The sequence below is a fragment of the Streptomyces sp. HP-A2021 genome (genome assembly GCF_022807935.1).
Classification (GTDB): Bacteria; Actinomycetota; Actinomycetes; order Streptomycetales; family Streptomycetaceae; genus Streptomyces; species Streptomyces afghaniensis.
In genome coordinates this window covers 2,411,015-2,426,523 of record NZ_CP094344.1, presented here as the reverse complement: position 1 = coordinate 2,426,523, position 15,509 = coordinate 2,411,015, and the positions used below count along the sequence as shown (strand labels likewise).

Here is a 15,509-nt window from a genome sequence, read left to right as displayed (position 1 = left end):
CCCCGGTCAGGACTCCCGCAGCAGCCGCTTCCGGCACTCCGCCACGTCGAAGTCCGCCTCCGGATACCGCGGATCCAGCTCCCGCAGGTGCTCCAGGAGCAGTGTGCTGACCGCCCAGTTGCGGTACCACTTGTGGTCGGCCGGGACCAGGTACCAGGGCGCGTACGAGGTGCCGCAGTGCTCCAGGGCCCTCTCGTATGCGTCCTGGTACGCGGGCCACAGGGCGCGGTCGTCGATGTCGGACGGGGCGAACTTCCAGCGCTTCTCCGGCTTGTCGAGGCGTCTGAGCAGGCGGCGGCGCTGCTCGTCGTAGGAGATGTGCAGGAAGCACTTGACCAGGGTCACGCCGTCGTCGGCGAGGGACCGCTCGAAACGGTTGATCCGCTCGTAGCGGCTTTCGGCCATGGCGCGTGGCACGAGGTTCCGGACGCGGGCGACCAGGACGTCCTCGTAGTGCGAGCGGTCGAAGATGCCCAGTTCGCCGGGGAGCGGGAGCGCCTTCTCCACGCGCCACAGGAAGGGGTGCGCGCGCTCCTCGGCGGTCGGTGCCTTGAACGCCGTGATCCGGCAGCCGGCCGGGTTGAGCAGGCCGATGACGTGCTTGACCGTGCCGCCCTTGCCGCTGGTGTCCATGCCCTGGAGGACCAGCAGGACGCGGCGCCGGTCGCCTGCGGTGCTCGCCGCCCACAGCCGTTCCTGAAGGCCGGCGAGCTGCTCGCCGATCCGGACCGTGGCGGCCTTGCCCGCGGTCTTGCCGTCCGGGCCGCCGGGGGTGGTGGCGGCGTCGTGACGGGACAGATCGACCGGCTCACCGCCGGGGAGGCGCAGCCGCTCCCGCAGCGAGGTCCCGCGCTCGTCCCCGTCCTGCTTCTTTCTGTCCTTCTCCGTCACCGGGCCCCCTTCCGGTCTGTGCCTCGATCGTCCGCCGGGGCGCCGGGTTCCGCACCCGGCGCCCCGGACGGGAGCAGAGCCGGGCTTACCGGCGCCAGGGGCCCGTCACCGCGAAGGTGGTGCCGGGGGTGTAGCAGTTGACGTACATCGTGTCGCCGTCGGGCGAGAAGGTCACCCCGGCGAACTCGCCCCACTCGGGCTCCTCAGGGGTGCCGATGTTCTGGCTGCCCCGGGCCATCGGGTACACCTCGCCGCGCCGGGTGACGCCGTAGACGTGCTGGGCGCCGTTGCCGTCCTCGCAGACCATGAGGCCGCCGCTGGGTGCCAGGCAGATGTTGTCCGGCGACTCTCCCGGCAGCTGGACGTCGGTGTCCGGGCCGAAGACGATCACCAGGGTGAGCCGTCGCCGGTCCGGGTCGTAGCGCCAGATCTGCCCGAAGTGGTCGGCCGCCGACCCCTCCGCGCTGCGGGCGAACGACGACACGAAGTACACCGACCGGCCGCCCCAGTAGCAGCCCTCCAGCTTCTGCGCGTGCGTGATGCCCCTGCGGCCGAAGTCCTGGAGCCGGATCGGCGTCTGCGCCGCCTGCGGGTCCGGTACGTCCACCCACTCGACGCCGTCGAACTCCGCGCCGATGTCCTGGATCGAGGACAGATCCGGCACGCCGGGCACACGCATGGCCTGGAGCCGGCCGCCCGCGCGCAGCGAACCCCGCCCGCCCAGTGGCCTGTCCGGCAGGAAGCGGTAGAACAGGCCGAAGGGCTTCTGGAAGGCGTCCTCGGTCTCGTACACCACCCCGCGCCGGGGGTCGACGGCGATCGCCTCGTGCTGGAAGCGGCCCATCGCGGTCAGCGGTACGGCTCCCGTGCGGTGCGGATCGACCGGGTCGACCTCGAAGATGAAGCCGTGGTCCTTGGCGTAGCCGTTGGTGCCCGCCCTGTCCTCGGTCTCCTCGCAGGTCAGCCAGGTGCCCCACGGGGTGGGGCCGCCCGCGCAGTTCACGGCCGTGCCGGCGATCGCGACGCGTTCCGACAGGACGTTGTTGCGGGAGTCCAGCGTCAGGGCCGTGCAGCCGCCCTTGCCCGCCGGATCGTAGGTGAGGCCCTCGACCGTCGGGACGGGGACCCTGCCGTCGGCGCGGTTCTCGTGGTTGCGGACCAGATGGACCCGGCCGCCTCTGCCCGCGAAGGCCGACATGCCGTCGTGGTTGGAGGGGACCTTGCCCTCGCCGGAGCTGAGCGGGTCTCCTTCGCGGGAGAGGACCCGGTAGCGGAAACCTTTCGGCAGGTCGAGCAGGCCCTTGGGGTCGGGGACGAGCGGGCCGTAGCCGCCGCCGTGGCCGAGGGGCTGGGCGGCGGCGGTGCCGGCGAAGAGTTCGGCCAGGGCGCCGGAGAACGCAATGCCGGCGCCCACGGCGCCCGTCCCGGCGAGCACCTGACGTCGTGTGGCGATACGACCGGATTCGGTCATGGGGAAACCTTCCTGCTGGCGGACAGGAACTGTGATCCCGCTGTGTCTATCACCTGGTGCGGGTCACGGGAACCACGCGCGTAGCGTGGCTCACTGCTCGACCGCGCGCCGCAGCTCGTCGATGGCCTGTTCGGTCGTGTCGACGGGGTGTTCCGCCGGCGCCGGTGCCGGCCGGCTCCCCTCCGGATGGGCCGCTTCCTGCTGGGCCCCTTCCTGATGGGCCGCCTCCTGGTGACCCCTCTCCAGGAACCGCAGGAGCTCCACCGGAATGGGCAGCACCAGCGTGGAGTTCTTCTCCGCCGCCACGGCCATGACCGTCTGGAGCAGGCGGAGCTGGAGCGCGGAGGGTGTGTCGGCCATCTGGTGAGCGGCCTGGGCCAGCTTCTTCGAGGCCTGGTACTCGGCGTCGGCGTTGATCAGCCGGGCTCGCCGCTCACGGTCGGCCTCGGCCTGGCGGGCCATGGAGCGCTTCATGGTGTCCGGGAGGGACACGTCCTTGATCTCCACACGGTCGATCGTGACGCCCCACTCCACGGCCGGGCTGTCGATCATCAGCTCCAGGCCCTGGTTGAGCTTCTCCCGGTTGGACAGGAGGTCGTCCAGTTCGCTCTTGCCGATGATCGAGCGCAGGGAGGTCTGTGCCATCTGGGAGACGGCGAAGCGGTAGTCCTCGACATTGACGACGGCGGCCGCCGGGTCCACGACCTTGAAGTACACGACCGCGTCGACCCGCACGGTCACGTTGTCCCGCGTGATGCCCTCCTGGGCGGGCACCGGCATGGTCACGATCTGCAGGTTGACCTTACGCATCCGGTCCACCGCGGGGACGATCAGGTTGAACCCGGGACGCCGCACCTCCCCGTGCAGCCGTCCGAGCCGGAACACGACGCCGCGCTCGTACTGCTTGACGACCCGAGCCGCCGAGGCCAGATAGACCAGCCCTCCGGCTGCTGCCGCCGCCACCGCCCCGATCAGCTCTTCGACCATGCCGACCTCCCCGTCCAGAGGTCCGATTCGTCTGTTGCTGTAACGATATGCCTGGACTCGGGGTCGGGGCCATGCCCTGGAAGCTGGGGCGGACACGCGAAGGTCCGGGGCGCGCCGCTGAGGCGCGCCCCGGACCAGGGGCTGTCGGAGTCCCGGCTACGTCACTACGCGGCCGTGACCTTCTCGGCCTCCGGTGCCGGCTCCGGCTCCGTGACCTTCACCGGCTCCGTGCCCGTCGCGCTGTGGCGTTCGGCCCAGCTCTCCAGGGCCGTGCGGCAGGCGTGGTCGAGGTGGTGCAGACCCGAGAGGTCCAGCTCGACCGGGCGGTCCTGGGGCAGGCTCTCCAGGCTGTCGAGGATCTTCGGCAGCCGCAGGAACGTCGCGTTGCCCGACAGGTACGCCTGGATCGGACCGGCGCCCTTGTCGATGACCTCCAGCTTGACGTGCGAGGCCTCCCAGGCGGTCTTGACGACCGACAGGGCCAGACCGATCAGGACACCCTCGAACATGTTCACCGCGACGATCGACACGGCGGTGACCACGAGGATCAGCGCCTCGCCCTTGTGAGCCCGCCACAGCGCCACGACCTGGCGGAACGGGATCAGCTTCCAGCCCGCGTGCACCAGGATGCCGGCAAGGGCGGGCAGCGGGATCAGGGCCAGGGCCCACGGCATCGCGGCGGCGAACAGCAGCAGCCACACGCCGTGCAGCACACGGGACGCCTTGGTCTTCGCGCCCGCGTTGACGTTCGCCGAGCTGCGGACGATCACCGCGGTCATGGGCAGCGCGCCGAGCAGACCGCACACGGTGTTGCCCGCGCCCTGGGCGATCATCTCCTTGTTGTACTGGGTGCGCGGACCGTCGTGCAGCCGGTCCACGGCCGCCGCGCTGAACAGGCTCTCCGCGGAGGCGATCAGTGCGAACGCGATGATCGTGCCCCAGATGGCCGGACCGGCCAGCTGGCTGAGGGCCTCGGTCCCGGGCGGCTGGATGACGCCGAGCAGGCCCTCCACCTCGACCGTGGCGACCGGCAGGCTGAAGGCGAGCGTGGCGACCGTGGCCAGCACCACCGCCGCGAGGGCGCCCGGCACGGACTGCACGGCCTTCGGCAGCTTCTTCCACAGCACGATGACGGCGATGGAGCCCGCGCCGATCGCGAGCGAGGTCATGGCCTCGGTGCTGCCCAGCGCGTCGGTGAACGCCCCCGGCAGCCCCGCGATCTTGCCGATGCCGGACTCCGGTGCCTTCAGGCCCGCCGCCGCGTAGATCTGCCCGGCGATGATCACCAGGCCGATGCCGCAGAGCATGCCCTCGACGACGGAGACGGATATCGCCCTGAACCAGCGGCCTATCCCGAGGAAGCCCATGGCGAGCTGGAGCAGACCGGCCATCAGCACGATCACGCCGAGCGCGGCCACCCCGAACTGGCTGACGGCCTCGAAGACCAGCACGGTCATGCCGGCGGCGGGCCCGGACACCTGGAGGCTGCTCCCGCGCATGAGGCCGGTGACAAGGCCGCCCACGATGCCGGTGATCAGGCCGAGTTCGGCCGGGACGCCGGAGGCGACGGCCACGCCGATGCAGAGCGGCACGGCGACGAGGAAGACGACGATGGAGGCGAGGAAGTCCTGCCTCAGGTAAGGGAACTTGGTCATGGCGTCCCTCACAGGGTCTCGAAGGTGTCGGTCTCCGCGTGGTGCTGCCACACGGTTCCGGTGTGCACTTCGTAGAACCATGCGTGCAGGCCGAGTCGGCCCTCCGCCAGCCGGCGCTCGATGAACGGGTACGACCGCAGTCGCAGGACCTGGGTGAGGACGTGGTTCTGCACGGCTTCGGCGACCGTCGGGTCGGCCGGGTCCTCGCACTTGGGCTCTTCGGCGGCGTGCGCGAGCCAGTCGCGCACCGCCGGCACGCCGGCGAGGTCGTCGCCCCGGACCACCGCGCCCACGGCACCGCAGTGCGAGTGGCCGCAGACCACGATGTCCTTGACGCCGAGCACTTCCACGGCGTACTCGATGGTGGCCGCCTCGGACGTGGGGTGCTCCAGGGCGTGCGGGGGGACGATGTTGCCCGCGGTGCGCAGCTCGAAGAGCTCGCCGGGCCGGGCGCCCGTGATCAGGGCCGGTACGACCCTGGAGTCGGAGCAGGTGATGAACAGGACGTCGGGGGACTGGCCCTCGGCGAGGCGGGCGAACTCCTCAGGGCGCTGTCCGAACATGCGGGCGTTGTCGATGAGGGGTTGCATAAGTGGTGACTCCTCCTGGCGCGCAGTGGGGGCGCGTCGGACGGGCATGACAGAGATGGGGGATGGAACTGCTCTGTTCCTCAGCAGCGGAAGACCTGAAGCGCTGCCGGAGTGCGCGACGCCGAGGATCTCGACGTGCGTTCGTGCGCGACGCCGGGTGTGACCCGGTCCGGTGCTGTCGGCGGGATGAGCCTCAGCAGGTGCCGATCGGGCGCCGAGGGCGCTGAGTCGGTGCTGTGGAACCGGTCGCGGGTCCGCAGGGGGCCGGTCGGGCCCCCGTGGTGTCCGGCGCGGCAGTTCGCGATCTCGTCGCGCAGAGCCTTCCCGGAAAGCTTGGTTCCGGGGCGCGAAGACTTGCCGGAAGGTTCAGTTCCGGGCTGAGCCTTGGCCTCTACTTCACTGGGCGTGTGCGCGGATGCGAAGGACGCCGTCGGTGCGAAGAGCTGGAGGGCGAGCAGGACGGCGGCGAGGATCGAAACCACGGTCCGTGCCGTCGTACCTCGGTACATGCGCCCCCCTTCAGGTGATTCGCACATCTAGCGCTGACCAACACTTGGTCAACTGCTGGTCAAGAAACACGTTAACCCTGCAAAGTCGTTTGCAGGGTTAACTTAACGTTTCAAGCTGAAGAGAGCCTGAAAACCGTAGGCGGGTTGGCTTGAACCACCCCTTGCCGTACGGCGGTTGGCACGATATGGGGGTTGTGGTTACCGAGAGTTCGCCAACGTGGCCGCGTCGCGGGCCAGGGCGGTGAGCCGGGAGATGGCCCGGAAGTACTTCTTGCGGTAGCCGCCGTTCAGCATCTCCTCGCTGAACAGCTGGTCGAAGGGCAGACCCGAGGCCAGCACGGGCACTTCACGGTCGTAGAGCCGGTCCGCGAGGACGACGAGCCGGAGCGCCGTCGACTGGTCGGGAACCGGCCGCACACCGGTGAGGCAGACGGCCTTGATCCCGTCGGTCAGAGCGCCGTACCGGCTGGGGTGGACCCGGGCCAGGTGTTCCAGGAGGGGCGAGAACGCGTCGAGGGACGCGCCCTCGGTGGCGTGCGCCGCCTTGGTCACCTGTTCGTCGGAGTACGGCGGCGGCGCCTCGGGCAGGCCGCGGTGACGGTAGTCCTCGCCGTCGATGCGCAGGGCGCGGAAGTGGGCCGACAGGCCCTGGATCTCGCGCAGGAAGTCGGCCGCGGCGAACCGGCCCTCACCGAGCTTGCCGGGCAGCGTGTTGGAGGTGGCGGCGAGCGCGACGCCCGCGTCGACGAGCTTGCCGAGCAGCGTGGAGACCAGGACGGTGTCGCCGGGGTCGTCGAGCTCGAACTCGTCGATGCACAGCAGGCGGTGGCCGGACAGGGTCTGCACGGTCTGCTGGAACCCGAGGGCGCCGACCAGGTTGGTCAGTTCCACGAAGGTGCCGAACGCCTTGAGCGCGGGCTCGGCCGGGGTGGCGTGCCAGAGGGACGCCAGCAGGTGGGTCTTGCCGACGCCGTAACCACCGTCGAGGTAGACACCGCGCGGGCCGGCCGGGGCCTTCTTCGGCGCCCTGCCGAATCCGAACAGCCGCCGCCTGCCCGAGTCGGCCGTCCCGCCCAGTCCCGCCGCGAAGCCCTCCAGGACCCGGACGGCCTCCGTCTGGCTGGGCTGGTTCGGGTCCGGGATGTACGTGCTGAAACGCACCGAGTCGAACCGCGGCGGCGGCACCATCTCGGCCACCAGCCGATCCGCGGGCACGTGCGGCTCACGGGCGCACAGGGAGAGCGGGGCCGCGTCGGTTATCGGGCCGGTTCCGGAAGGGACGGGAGAAGGAGACACGGTTCACCATGCTACGGCGCGTGGAACACTGCACGGCATGCGACGTCTGTTCCCTGTGACCGATGAAACAGCAGCTCCGGACTCGGGCGGGACGCCCGGGGAGGAGGGCCGCGACGGGGCCGGGCGGGAGTGGAGTACGGCCGAGCTGGCCGCCGCGTACGCCTATCCCGCGGCGGGGCCCGGCGGGCCGCTGCCGTGGCTGCGCGCCAACATGGTGTCCACGCTGGACGGGGCCGCCCAGCACGACGGCCGTTCGCAGCCCATCTCCAGCAAGACCGACATGCGGATCTTCGGCACGCTGCGGGCGCTGGCGGACGTCGTGGTCGTCGGCGCGCAGACGGTGCGCCAGGAGGGGTACCGGCCGGCACGCGCGCGTGCCGAGTTCGCGGAGCAGCGGGAGGCGGCCGGGCAGGGCCCCGCACCCGCGATCGCGGTGGTCTCCGCCAGCCTGGACCTGGACTTCTCGCTGCCCCTGTTCACCTCGCCCCTGGTGCCCACCCTGATCCTCACGGGAGCCTCGGCAGCCCCGGACCGGGTCGCGGCCGCCGAGAAGGCGGGCGCCCGGGTGGTCACCGCCGGGGACGGCATCGGCGTGGACCCCGCCCGTGCGGTCCAGGCCCTCGCCGGCCTCGGCCACACCCGGCTGCTGACCGAGGGCGGTCCGCGGCTGCTCGGGCAACTGGTGGCGGCCGGTGTGCTCGACGAGCTGTGCCTGACCGTCTCCCCGATGCTCACCGCGGGCGACGCGCAGCGCATCGCCGGAGGGCCCGCGGTCACGGTGCCGCAGCGCTTCAGGCTGGTGTCGATGCTGGAGGAGGACGGCTTCCTGTACACGCGCTACGGCCGGTCCTGACGTACTGAATCGCCCGGCACGGGGTACAGGTGTCGGCGGCCGCACGGTCGGACCGGCCGGTGGGCCCGGAATCGGTGCGATGGTCGTCGCCGGTCCGGTAATCGACAGAATGTGCCGTTCTGTTTGGTTTCCGGAGGGCACACTGGATCCGGCAGTGCCCGTGCGACCACGGGGCAGGATGGTTTCCGCAGGGCCCGGCGCGGCCCACGGAGGAGTGGGGCCGCGGGCCCCCGGGAGCAGAAGGGGCGCCTGGTGTTCACAAGCGTTTTGATGATCGAGAAGGCCCTGACGTCCGCCGACGTGGAGTTCGTCACGACCTTGCACGGGGAGGAGCCGGTCTCCTTCCAGGTGCTGCTCCAGCCGCGCGGCGAGCAGGCGGACCGGCTGCTGCGGGCCATCGACGACGTCGCGCTCGGCGAGCTCGACGAGGCCGTCCGCGAGGGCGAGACGCCCGAGGGCGAGGACGCGCTGAGCGTCGGGCAGCGGGCGCTGGAGGTCTCGCTCGCGGCGCTGCGGGCATCCGGGAGCGGGGCCGAGGGGCGGCTGATCGAGGACCATCCGCTGGACGCGCTGAAGTCCCTGGTGGAGGAGGCCGGCGCGGACGAGGTCATCGTGCTGACCGACCCCCATTACGTGGAGGAGTTCTTCCACCGGGACTGGGCCTCCCGGGCCCGGCACAAGGTGGGGGTGCCGGTGCTGAAGCTGTTCTCGCACAGCAAGGCGTAGCTCCCGACGGTGTCAGCATCGGTAAACGCTTCGGCATAGGCTGTGCCGCTGAACGTTCCGCACACGTACAGGGAGACACGCATGGCACCCGGCCTTCCCACCGCCATGGACCGACCGCACTTCATCGGCATCGGTGGGGCCGGGATGTCGGGGATCGCGAAGATCCTCGCGCAGCGTGGGGCCGTCGTGGCGGGCAGCGACGCCAGGGAGTCGGCGACGGCCGAGGCGCTGCGGGCGCTGGGCGTGACGGTGCGCATCGGGCACGCCGCGGAGCACCTGGCCGACGACGCCAGCTGTGTCGTCGTGTCCTCGGCGATCCGGCAGGACAACCCCGAGCTGGCGCGCGCGGCCGAGCTCGGCATCCCCGTCGTGCACCGCTCCGACGCGCTCGCGGCCCTGATGGAGGGCCTGCGCCCGATCGCGGTCGCCGGTACGCACGGCAAGACGACCACGACCTCCATGCTGGCGGTGTCGCTGAGCGAGCTGGGCCTGAAGCCGTCGTACGCGATCGGCGGGGACCTGGACGCGCCCGGATCCAACGCGCTGCACGGCGAGGGCGAGATCTTCGTCGCCGAGGCGGACGAGTCGGACCGCAGCTTCCACAAGTACGCGCCCGAGGTCGCGATCGTCCTCAACGTCGAACTCGACCACCACGCCAACTACGCGTCGATGGACGAGATCTACGAGTCGTTCGAGACGTTCGTGGACCGCGTCACCGAGGGCGGCACGCTGGTGATCACCGCTGACCACGAAGGCGCGCGGGAGCTGACGCGACGGGTCGCGGGTCGCGGCGTGCGGGTGGTGACGTACGGCGAGTCCGCGGACGCCGGCGTGCGCATCCTGTCGGTCGTGCCGCAGGGCCTCAAGAGCGAGGTCACCGTGGTGCTGGAGGGCAAGGAGCTGACCTTCACGGTCTCCGTGCCCGGCCGCCACTACGCGCACAACGCGGTGGCCGCGCTCGCGGCGGGCGTGGCGCTCGGCGTCCCCGCCGAGGAGCTGGCCCCGGCGCTCGCGGCGTACACGGGCGTGAAGCGGCGGCTGCAGCTCAAGGGCGAGGCCGCGGGGGTGCAGGTCATCGACTCCTACGCGCACCACCCCACCGAGATGACCGCCGACCTGGAGGCCATGCGCGGGGCGGCGGGCGACGCCCGGATCCTGGTCGTCTTCCAGCCGCACCTCTTCTCGCGGACCCAGGAGCTGGGCAAGGAGATGGGGCAGTCCCTGGCCCTGGCGGACGCCTCGGTCGTGCTGGACATCTACCCGGCACGTGAGGACCCGATCCCCGGCGTGACCAGCGAGCTGATCATCGAGGCGGCCCGGGCGGCGGGCGCGGACGTGACGCCGGTGCACGACAAGGCGGACGTGCCCGCAGTGGTCGCGGGAATGGCGAAGCCGGGGGATCTCGTTCTCACCATGGGAGCGGGCGACGTCACCGACCTCGGCCCGCGCATCCTGGACCGTCTGTCGAACTGAGGGGCTGGAGGCTCATGCCGTACGACGTCGAGAAGCCGGACGAGCAGTGGCGCGCGGAGCTCACCCCGGGCGAGTACGCGGTCCTGCGCCAGGCGGCGACGGAGCCCGCCTTCACCGGTGAGTACACCGACACCAAGACCCGGGGCGTCTACTCCTGCCGCGCCTGCGGCGCGGAGCTGTTCACCTCCGACACGAAGTTCGAGTCCCACTGCGGCTGGCCGTCCTTCTTCGACCCGAAGGACACCGACGCGGTGGAACTGATCGAGGACCGTTCCCACGGCATGGTCCGCACGGAGGTGCGCTGCGCCCGCTGCGGCTCCCACCTCGGGCACGTGTTCGAGGGTGAGGGGTATCCGACGCCCACCGATCAGCGGTACTGCATCAACAGCATCGCGCTGCGGCTGGCGCCCGAGGAGGGCTGAGCCCGTCACGGACCTCCCCGTCCCGCCGCGCCAGGACTCGGCGGAGTCTACGCTGAGAGTGATCAACGCGGTTGCGGGGGAGGGGAGTTGTCGTGACGGAACAAGCGAGCGGTGGCCCGGCGGTGGTGCGGGTGGAGACCGTTGAGCTGGACTCCCATGGAGCACGGCAGATCGGGAGCAGGTCGCGGCTCTCGGCGCCGTTGGACGACCGCGCGGGAGAGGTCCAGGAAGCGATCGTGCAGGCGTCCGCCATCGCGCAGGACTCACTGGCGCAGGTGGCCGAGCGCCAGGGCTGGGCGGTCACCAGCATGCAGGTGGTCTTCGGGCTCACGCTCGGCGCGGAGGCCGGAGTGATCCTCTCGAAGGCCTCCGCCGAGGCCTCTTTCGAGGTGACGCTCACGGTGGAGCGGAGTGCCGGCGCTCCGTGAGTGATCAGGAGTACTGGGTACACATCGGTGAGGAGGACCGGCACCTGGGTGCCGGTTTCCTGCTGACGCGCGAGTACGTCCTCACCGCCCTGCACTGCCTGCGCCGGCGTTCGTCGGACGACGCCCGGCTCGTCCTCGAACTGGCCGACGGACGCCGGGTACACGGGTGGCTCTGCGATGTGGCTGAGGATGTCGATCTCGCCCTGATCGCCGTGGAGGAGGCCCACTCGCACCGCCTGCCCCTCGCGTCCCCGACGGACCGGCCACGACCCGGTGTCGCATGGCGCGGCGCGTACGCGCCGCCGGGCGAGAACACTCAGCTCAGCGGCCGCATCACTCACGTCCCCTATCGCTATCGCAGCAGGGCGGGCGGTGCCTTCACCGGCGTGCAGCTCACCGTGGAGCAGGAGCTGGGTGACTACTCGGGTTACTCGGGAAGCCCCGTGGACACCGACGCCGGAAGCCCGGGGGAGCCGGAGCCGGAGGAACGGTCGGTGGTCGGCATCCTCATGGAACAGCAGCTCAGCAGGGAAGACCACGTGTCGGGGACCAATGTGCTGGTCGCCGCCTCCGTGCTGCACGCCTTCGAGGTCTTCTCCGCGTTCCACATGGAACGCCTGAAGGAGCTGACGTCCCGGCCCGGGCGTCAGGAGCTCGTCCCACGGCCGCGCCGGAGCGAGGAACGCGAAGAGGCGGCGCAGAGCCTCGTCACCAACGCTGATCTTTACCTACGGCGCATCCGGGAGTGGGAGGAGTCCGCTGTGATACCGCGGGCGGTCGCCGACGAGGAGCGACGCTCGGCCCTTCGGATGCTGCGCGAGCGTCTGCTGGGCGACGGGGGCGGCGGTGCCTGAGAGCCCGGAGGCGCGGTGGCAGCGGCGGCTGAGCGTCGCCGAGCGGGCGGTGGCAGGAGACGAGACGGCCCTCGCGGCCCTCCGGGAGACGGTGGCGGGACTGCCCGACGACGACGCGCTCCTCACGGACGCCACCACCGCCGGGCACTTCGCCTACTGGGTGGCGCTGCTGCGAGAGGCGGGAACCGGCTCGGAACAGGACGGAGCTCTGGCCACCGCCGCCGAGTGGGTCGCGGCCGAGCGCGTGCCCTGGCGGCACCGGCGAGCCGTGCACAACCGACTGGCCACCGTCTTCGCCGAGAGCGGCCGGTGGGAATCGGCCCGCGAGGCCCTCGAACTCGTGCTGCACGCCCCCGGGACCCGACTCGACAAGGCGCTCACCCTCGCCGGTCTGGGCGCCGTCGCCGCGCACCACGACGACTGGCCGCGAGCGGGTTCGTACGCGCGGCAAGCTCTCCGGGGGACCTGGTTCGCGCACGGCGGCGGTGGTCGTCTCCACCTCCGCTTGCGTGCGACGTTCACCCTGTTCCGGGCGGCACGCGCTCAGGGCGACGACCGCAGGGCCCGCGCGTATGCGCGCACTCTCACGGCGGTGTGCCGGCAGCAGATCGGAATGTGGGGAAACGACCATCCCCGGGCGCTCGAAGCCCTGGTCATCACCGCGGCGACCCAGCACGGCGTGGCCGAGATGAACGGCGGCGTCGAACGCATGGAGCACCTGCTGGACGTCCTGGCCGTGGCGGCCCAACGCGCTTCCGCCGTGCTCGGGGCCCGGCACCCCCTGACGCGATCCGCACGCACGCTGCTCGCCGGCGCCTTCGAGGCCACCAAGGACTTCGAGGCCAGGGAAAGGGCCCGCAGGCAGCGGGCGCACTTCGCCCGGAGCCCCGGCACGTCCTCCTCTTCGGCGCAGCCCGCACCGTCGAGGGACACCCTGCCCGCCACGGGCGCCGAGCGGTGGCCGGAGGAGACGGGGACCGCCCTGGAACTCCTGGTCCACGGGGTGGGCGGCACCACGCCGCAGGAGATGCTGGACGATCCGCGCACGGTGCGGATCACCGGCGACGACATCGCGGCCGTCTTCCGCCGCGCCGACGACGTGGACGCGGAGACGCAGCCCGAGCGCCGGGACGGCCTGGTTCGCGAGGCCTACGTCTGGGGGAACCTCACCTCCGGCAACGGCACGCGCGCGCTGTGGCTGTTGCTGCTGCCCTTCATGGTGGTCAACCTCGCCCACTGGATGCGGCCCGCGGCCCAGGGGGGCAGGCGGACGATCCGCCTGTTCGGGCTGCTGGTGCGGCTGGTGGCACTGTCCCTGACGGTGCTGCTCGTCGCGGCGGCCTGCGAGGTGGCTCTGGATCTGGTGGCGTGGCAGTGCGCGGGCACCCGCGCGTGCGCCGAGCGGCGCTCCTGGCTGGGCTTCCTGTCGCCCACGTCCGGCAGCGGCGGCTGGTGGAGTGCGCCCGGCCGCAGACTCGCCCTCGCCGCGCTGGTGCCCATGGCTCTGACCGGCCTGCTCTGGTACCTGTCCCTGCGGACCTGGAGGGCGTACGAGTCCCAGCAGCCGATGGCCCACGCCCCCGAGGCCCACGAGCCCGAGGCCGACGGACACACGGCGCTGGGCCGGCCCGGTTTCTGGTACGGGCGTCGCCTGGTGGCACGGCTGCGCGCCGCGCACACCGCCGCCGGTCTGCTGACGGTCGCCGCCGCGGTCGGCGGCACCACGGCCCGGTACGACCGCGAGCCGGGCGGTCCGGTCGTCCTGGAAGTGCTGGGCGTGCTGCTGGAGGGCGCGCTCGTCGTCGGTGCGGTGGCCGTGGTGTGGGTGGTGTGCCGCCGGGGCCGCAGCGAGAGGCGTCCGGACCTGGCACTCGACGAGCACGTGGTACGACTGCTGCCGCTCGCCGCCCTGGTCCTGCTCGCGCTCGCCTTCGTGTACGCGGGCTGGGAGCGCCGGGGGTGGGAGTCGTCGGGCCGGCTGGCGGGGGACTCGATCTTCGGTGGTATCGCCCTGGTCCAGGGCCTGCTCGTGATCGTCCTCGCTGTGGTCGCCGGCGTCCTGTACCGCACCCGTCCCGACCGGCGGGCAGTGCTGCGTGGACAGGGCGGTCCGGCGGTCGCGATGCTGGCCTGCGCGCTGGGTGGGGTGATGTCGGGGGGCGTTTCCCAGCGGGTGTCGGACTGGCTGGACGGCACGGGGGCGTCGATCGACGGACCGCCGGTCCTGCTGACCTGGCAGGCGTCCGTGATCCCGCCGCTGCTGATCGTGCTGCTGACGTTCTGCGCCTGGCCGGCCCGGCGCGCCTGGCGACTGGCCCGCATCGAGCAGGCCGTCGTGGACCACGACTACCCGGGCGAGATGCCCGACCCCGAGCGCTCCCGCCGTATCGCGTCCGTGCGCGCGATGGCCACGCTCACCGACCGGGCCCCTCTCGTCGTCGCCGTGACCGCCGCCGCCACGCTGCTGCTCGGGGCCGGGGCTCTGGTCGGTGCCCTGGCGACCGGTGAGACGCCGGGTGAGGCCGCGCGCGGTACGCACGTGGTGCGCGGTGCCGCGCAGGCGGCCCAGGCGCTGGGCTCCTGGCTGATCGCGGTCGGCTTCATCCTGTTCGTCACCTGGGGGCGGCGCGCCTACAAGGGCGCCGCCGCGCGGCGCACCATCGGCATCCTGTGGGACGTGGGCACCTTCTGGCCGCGCGCCGCCCACCCCTTCGCCCCGCCCTGCTACGCCGAGCGCGCGGTGCCCGACCTGACCTGGCGGATCGCGACCTGGACCCGCGCCACCGGCGGACGGCTGGTCATCTCCGGGCACTCGCAGGGCAGCGTGCTCGCCGCCGCCGCGGCCTGGCAGCTCTCCCCGTCCACCCGCCGACGCGTCGCGCTGCTGACGTACGGCTCCCCGCTGGAGCGGCTCTACGGCCGCTGGTTCCCGGCCCACTTCGGCCCCGCCGCGCTCGGCTCCCTGCACCGGGAGGTCGACTGCTGGCGCAACCTCTACCGGCTCACCGACCCCATCGGCGGCCCGGTGCGCGTTCCTGGCCGCGACGGCCCCGAGGTCGACCACGCGCCGTTGAAGGACCCGTTGGCCTACGGCCGTACGGATGTGCATCCGCTGCCCGCACCGATCCTCGGCCATTCCGGCTACCAGGCCGACCCGGCCTTCGCGGCGGAGCGGGGGCGACTGCTGGCCCGGTTGCGGCCGGCACTGCCGGCACCGGTGGCCGGATCCGGTCGGGCCTCGCAAGGGGACGCCGAAGCGGACACAGACGAATGGTGGGTCGTGGGTGAGCCCCCGCGGGGCCGTGAATGAATCAATTATCCATCCTTCGTGTTGACTTTCGGTTCTGTGATCCA

Annotated in this window: 13 protein-coding genes; 7 read left to right on the top strand and 6 right to left on the bottom strand. The window is 71.8% G+C overall.

Annotated features, from left to right (window positions below):
- Nucleotides 1-6: 6 nt before the first annotated feature.
- The 6 genes from MQE23_RS11100 to zapE all read right to left on the bottom strand — a co-directional run bounded on the left by MQE23_RS11100 (nucleotide 7) and on the right by zapE (nucleotide 7,399).
- Complete coding sequence (locus tag MQE23_RS11100) at nucleotides 7-891, bottom strand: PPK2 family polyphosphate kinase (RefSeq protein WP_020273906.1); 885 nt, start codon at nucleotides 889-891, stop codon at nucleotides 7-9.
- Between the two features lie 85 nt (nucleotides 892-976).
- Nucleotides 977-2,362 (bottom strand): PhoX family protein, encoded by a 1,386-nt coding sequence (locus MQE23_RS11095; RefSeq protein WP_020273905.1) that lies wholly within the window; start codon nucleotides 2,360-2,362, stop codon nucleotides 977-979.
- Nucleotides 2,363-2,452: 90 nt separating this feature from the next.
- The gene (locus MQE23_RS11090; protein ID WP_243379043.1) at nucleotides 2,453-3,349 is read right to left on the bottom strand and encodes a slipin family protein; all 897 of its coding nucleotides are present in this window, start codon (nucleotides 3,347-3,349) and stop codon (nucleotides 2,453-2,455) included.
- Between the two features lie 164 nt (nucleotides 3,350-3,513).
- A complete protein-coding gene (locus MQE23_RS11085) occupies nucleotides 3,514-5,004 on the bottom strand; it encodes a SulP family inorganic anion transporter (RefSeq protein WP_243379042.1) in 1,491 nt (496 codons plus the stop codon).
- An 8-nt stretch (nucleotides 5,005-5,012) separates the two neighbouring features.
- Nucleotides 5,013-5,594, bottom strand: a complete 582-nt coding sequence (locus MQE23_RS11080; RefSeq protein WP_020273902.1) for a carbonic anhydrase — start codon at nucleotides 5,592-5,594, stop codon at nucleotides 5,013-5,015.
- Nucleotides 5,595-6,301: 707 nt separating this feature from the next.
- Nucleotides 6,302-7,399: a cell division protein ZapE gene (gene zapE / locus MQE23_RS11070; RefSeq protein ID WP_037670378.1), complete on the bottom strand. Its 1,098-nt coding sequence runs from the start codon at nucleotides 7,397-7,399 to the stop codon at nucleotides 6,302-6,304.
- Nucleotides 7,400-7,436: 37 nt separating this feature from the next.
- Here zapE and MQE23_RS11065 point away from each other — a divergent pair, with 37 nt between their 5' ends.
- From MQE23_RS11065 to MQE23_RS11035, 7 genes are all read left to right on the top strand, one after another.
- Nucleotides 7,437-8,252, top strand: a complete 816-nt coding sequence (locus tag MQE23_RS11065; protein ID WP_020273899.1) for a pyrimidine reductase family protein — start codon at nucleotides 7,437-7,439, stop codon at nucleotides 8,250-8,252.
- Between the two features lie 252 nt (nucleotides 8,253-8,504).
- Nucleotides 8,505-8,978 (top strand): indole-3-glycerol phosphate synthase, encoded by a 474-nt coding sequence (locus MQE23_RS11060; protein ID WP_243379040.1) that lies wholly within the window; start codon nucleotides 8,505-8,507, stop codon nucleotides 8,976-8,978.
- An 81-nt stretch (nucleotides 8,979-9,059) separates the two neighbouring features.
- Nucleotides 9,060-10,451 carry a UDP-N-acetylmuramate--L-alanine ligase gene (gene murC, locus MQE23_RS11055; protein ID WP_037670376.1) on the top strand — a complete coding sequence of 464 codons (1,392 nt, stop codon included), beginning with the start codon at nucleotides 9,060-9,062 and terminating at the stop codon, nucleotides 10,449-10,451.
- 14 nt (nucleotides 10,452-10,465) lie between these two features.
- Nucleotides 10,466-10,873, top strand: coding sequence for a peptide-methionine (R)-S-oxide reductase MsrB (gene msrB, locus MQE23_RS11050; protein ID WP_020273896.1), 408 nt, complete (start codon nucleotides 10,466-10,468; stop codon nucleotides 10,871-10,873).
- Between the two features lie 92 nt (nucleotides 10,874-10,965).
- A complete protein-coding gene (locus MQE23_RS11045) occupies nucleotides 10,966-11,301 on the top strand; it encodes a CU044_2847 family protein (RefSeq protein ID WP_243379039.1) in 336 nt (111 codons plus the stop codon).
- Nucleotides 11,298-12,155, top strand: coding sequence for a trypsin-like peptidase domain-containing protein (locus MQE23_RS11040; RefSeq protein WP_243379037.1), 858 nt, complete (start codon nucleotides 11,298-11,300; stop codon nucleotides 12,153-12,155). The genes MQE23_RS11045 and MQE23_RS11040 overlap by 4 nt, the downstream gene beginning before the upstream one ends.
- A 1,027-nt stretch (nucleotides 12,156-13,182) precedes the next feature.
- Nucleotides 13,183-15,465, top strand: a complete 2,283-nt coding sequence (locus MQE23_RS11035) for a hypothetical protein (protein ID WP_243382593.1) — start codon at nucleotides 13,183-13,185, stop codon at nucleotides 15,463-15,465.
- The last annotated feature ends 44 nt before the right edge of the window (nucleotides 15,466-15,509 follow it).

Coding starts and splice junctions, on each gene's coding strand:
- MQE23_RS11095 (WP_020273905.1), bottom strand. CDS start 2,362: ATGACCGAATCCGGTCGTATCGCCACACGACGTCAGGTGCTCGCCGGG.
- MQE23_RS11090 (WP_243379043.1), bottom strand. CDS start 3,349: ATGGTCGAAGAGCTGATCGGGGCGGTGGCGGCGGCAGCAGCCGGAGGG.
- MQE23_RS11085 (WP_243379042.1), bottom strand. CDS start 5,004: ATGACCAAGTTCCCTTACCTGAGGCAGGACTTCCTCGCCTCCATCGTC.
- MQE23_RS11080 (WP_020273902.1), bottom strand. CDS start 5,594: ATGCAACCCCTCATCGACAACGCCCGCATGTTCGGACAGCGCCCTGAG.
- MQE23_RS11065 (WP_020273899.1), top strand. CDS start 7,437: ATGCGACGTCTGTTCCCTGTGACCGATGAAACAGCAGCTCCGGACTCG.
- murC (WP_037670376.1), top strand. CDS start 9,060: ATGGCACCCGGCCTTCCCACCGCCATGGACCGACCGCACTTCATCGGC.
- msrB (WP_020273896.1), top strand. CDS start 10,466: ATGCCGTACGACGTCGAGAAGCCGGACGAGCAGTGGCGCGCGGAGCTC.
- MQE23_RS11035 (WP_243382593.1), top strand. CDS start 13,183: ATGCTGGACGATCCGCGCACGGTGCGGATCACCGGCGACGACATCGCG.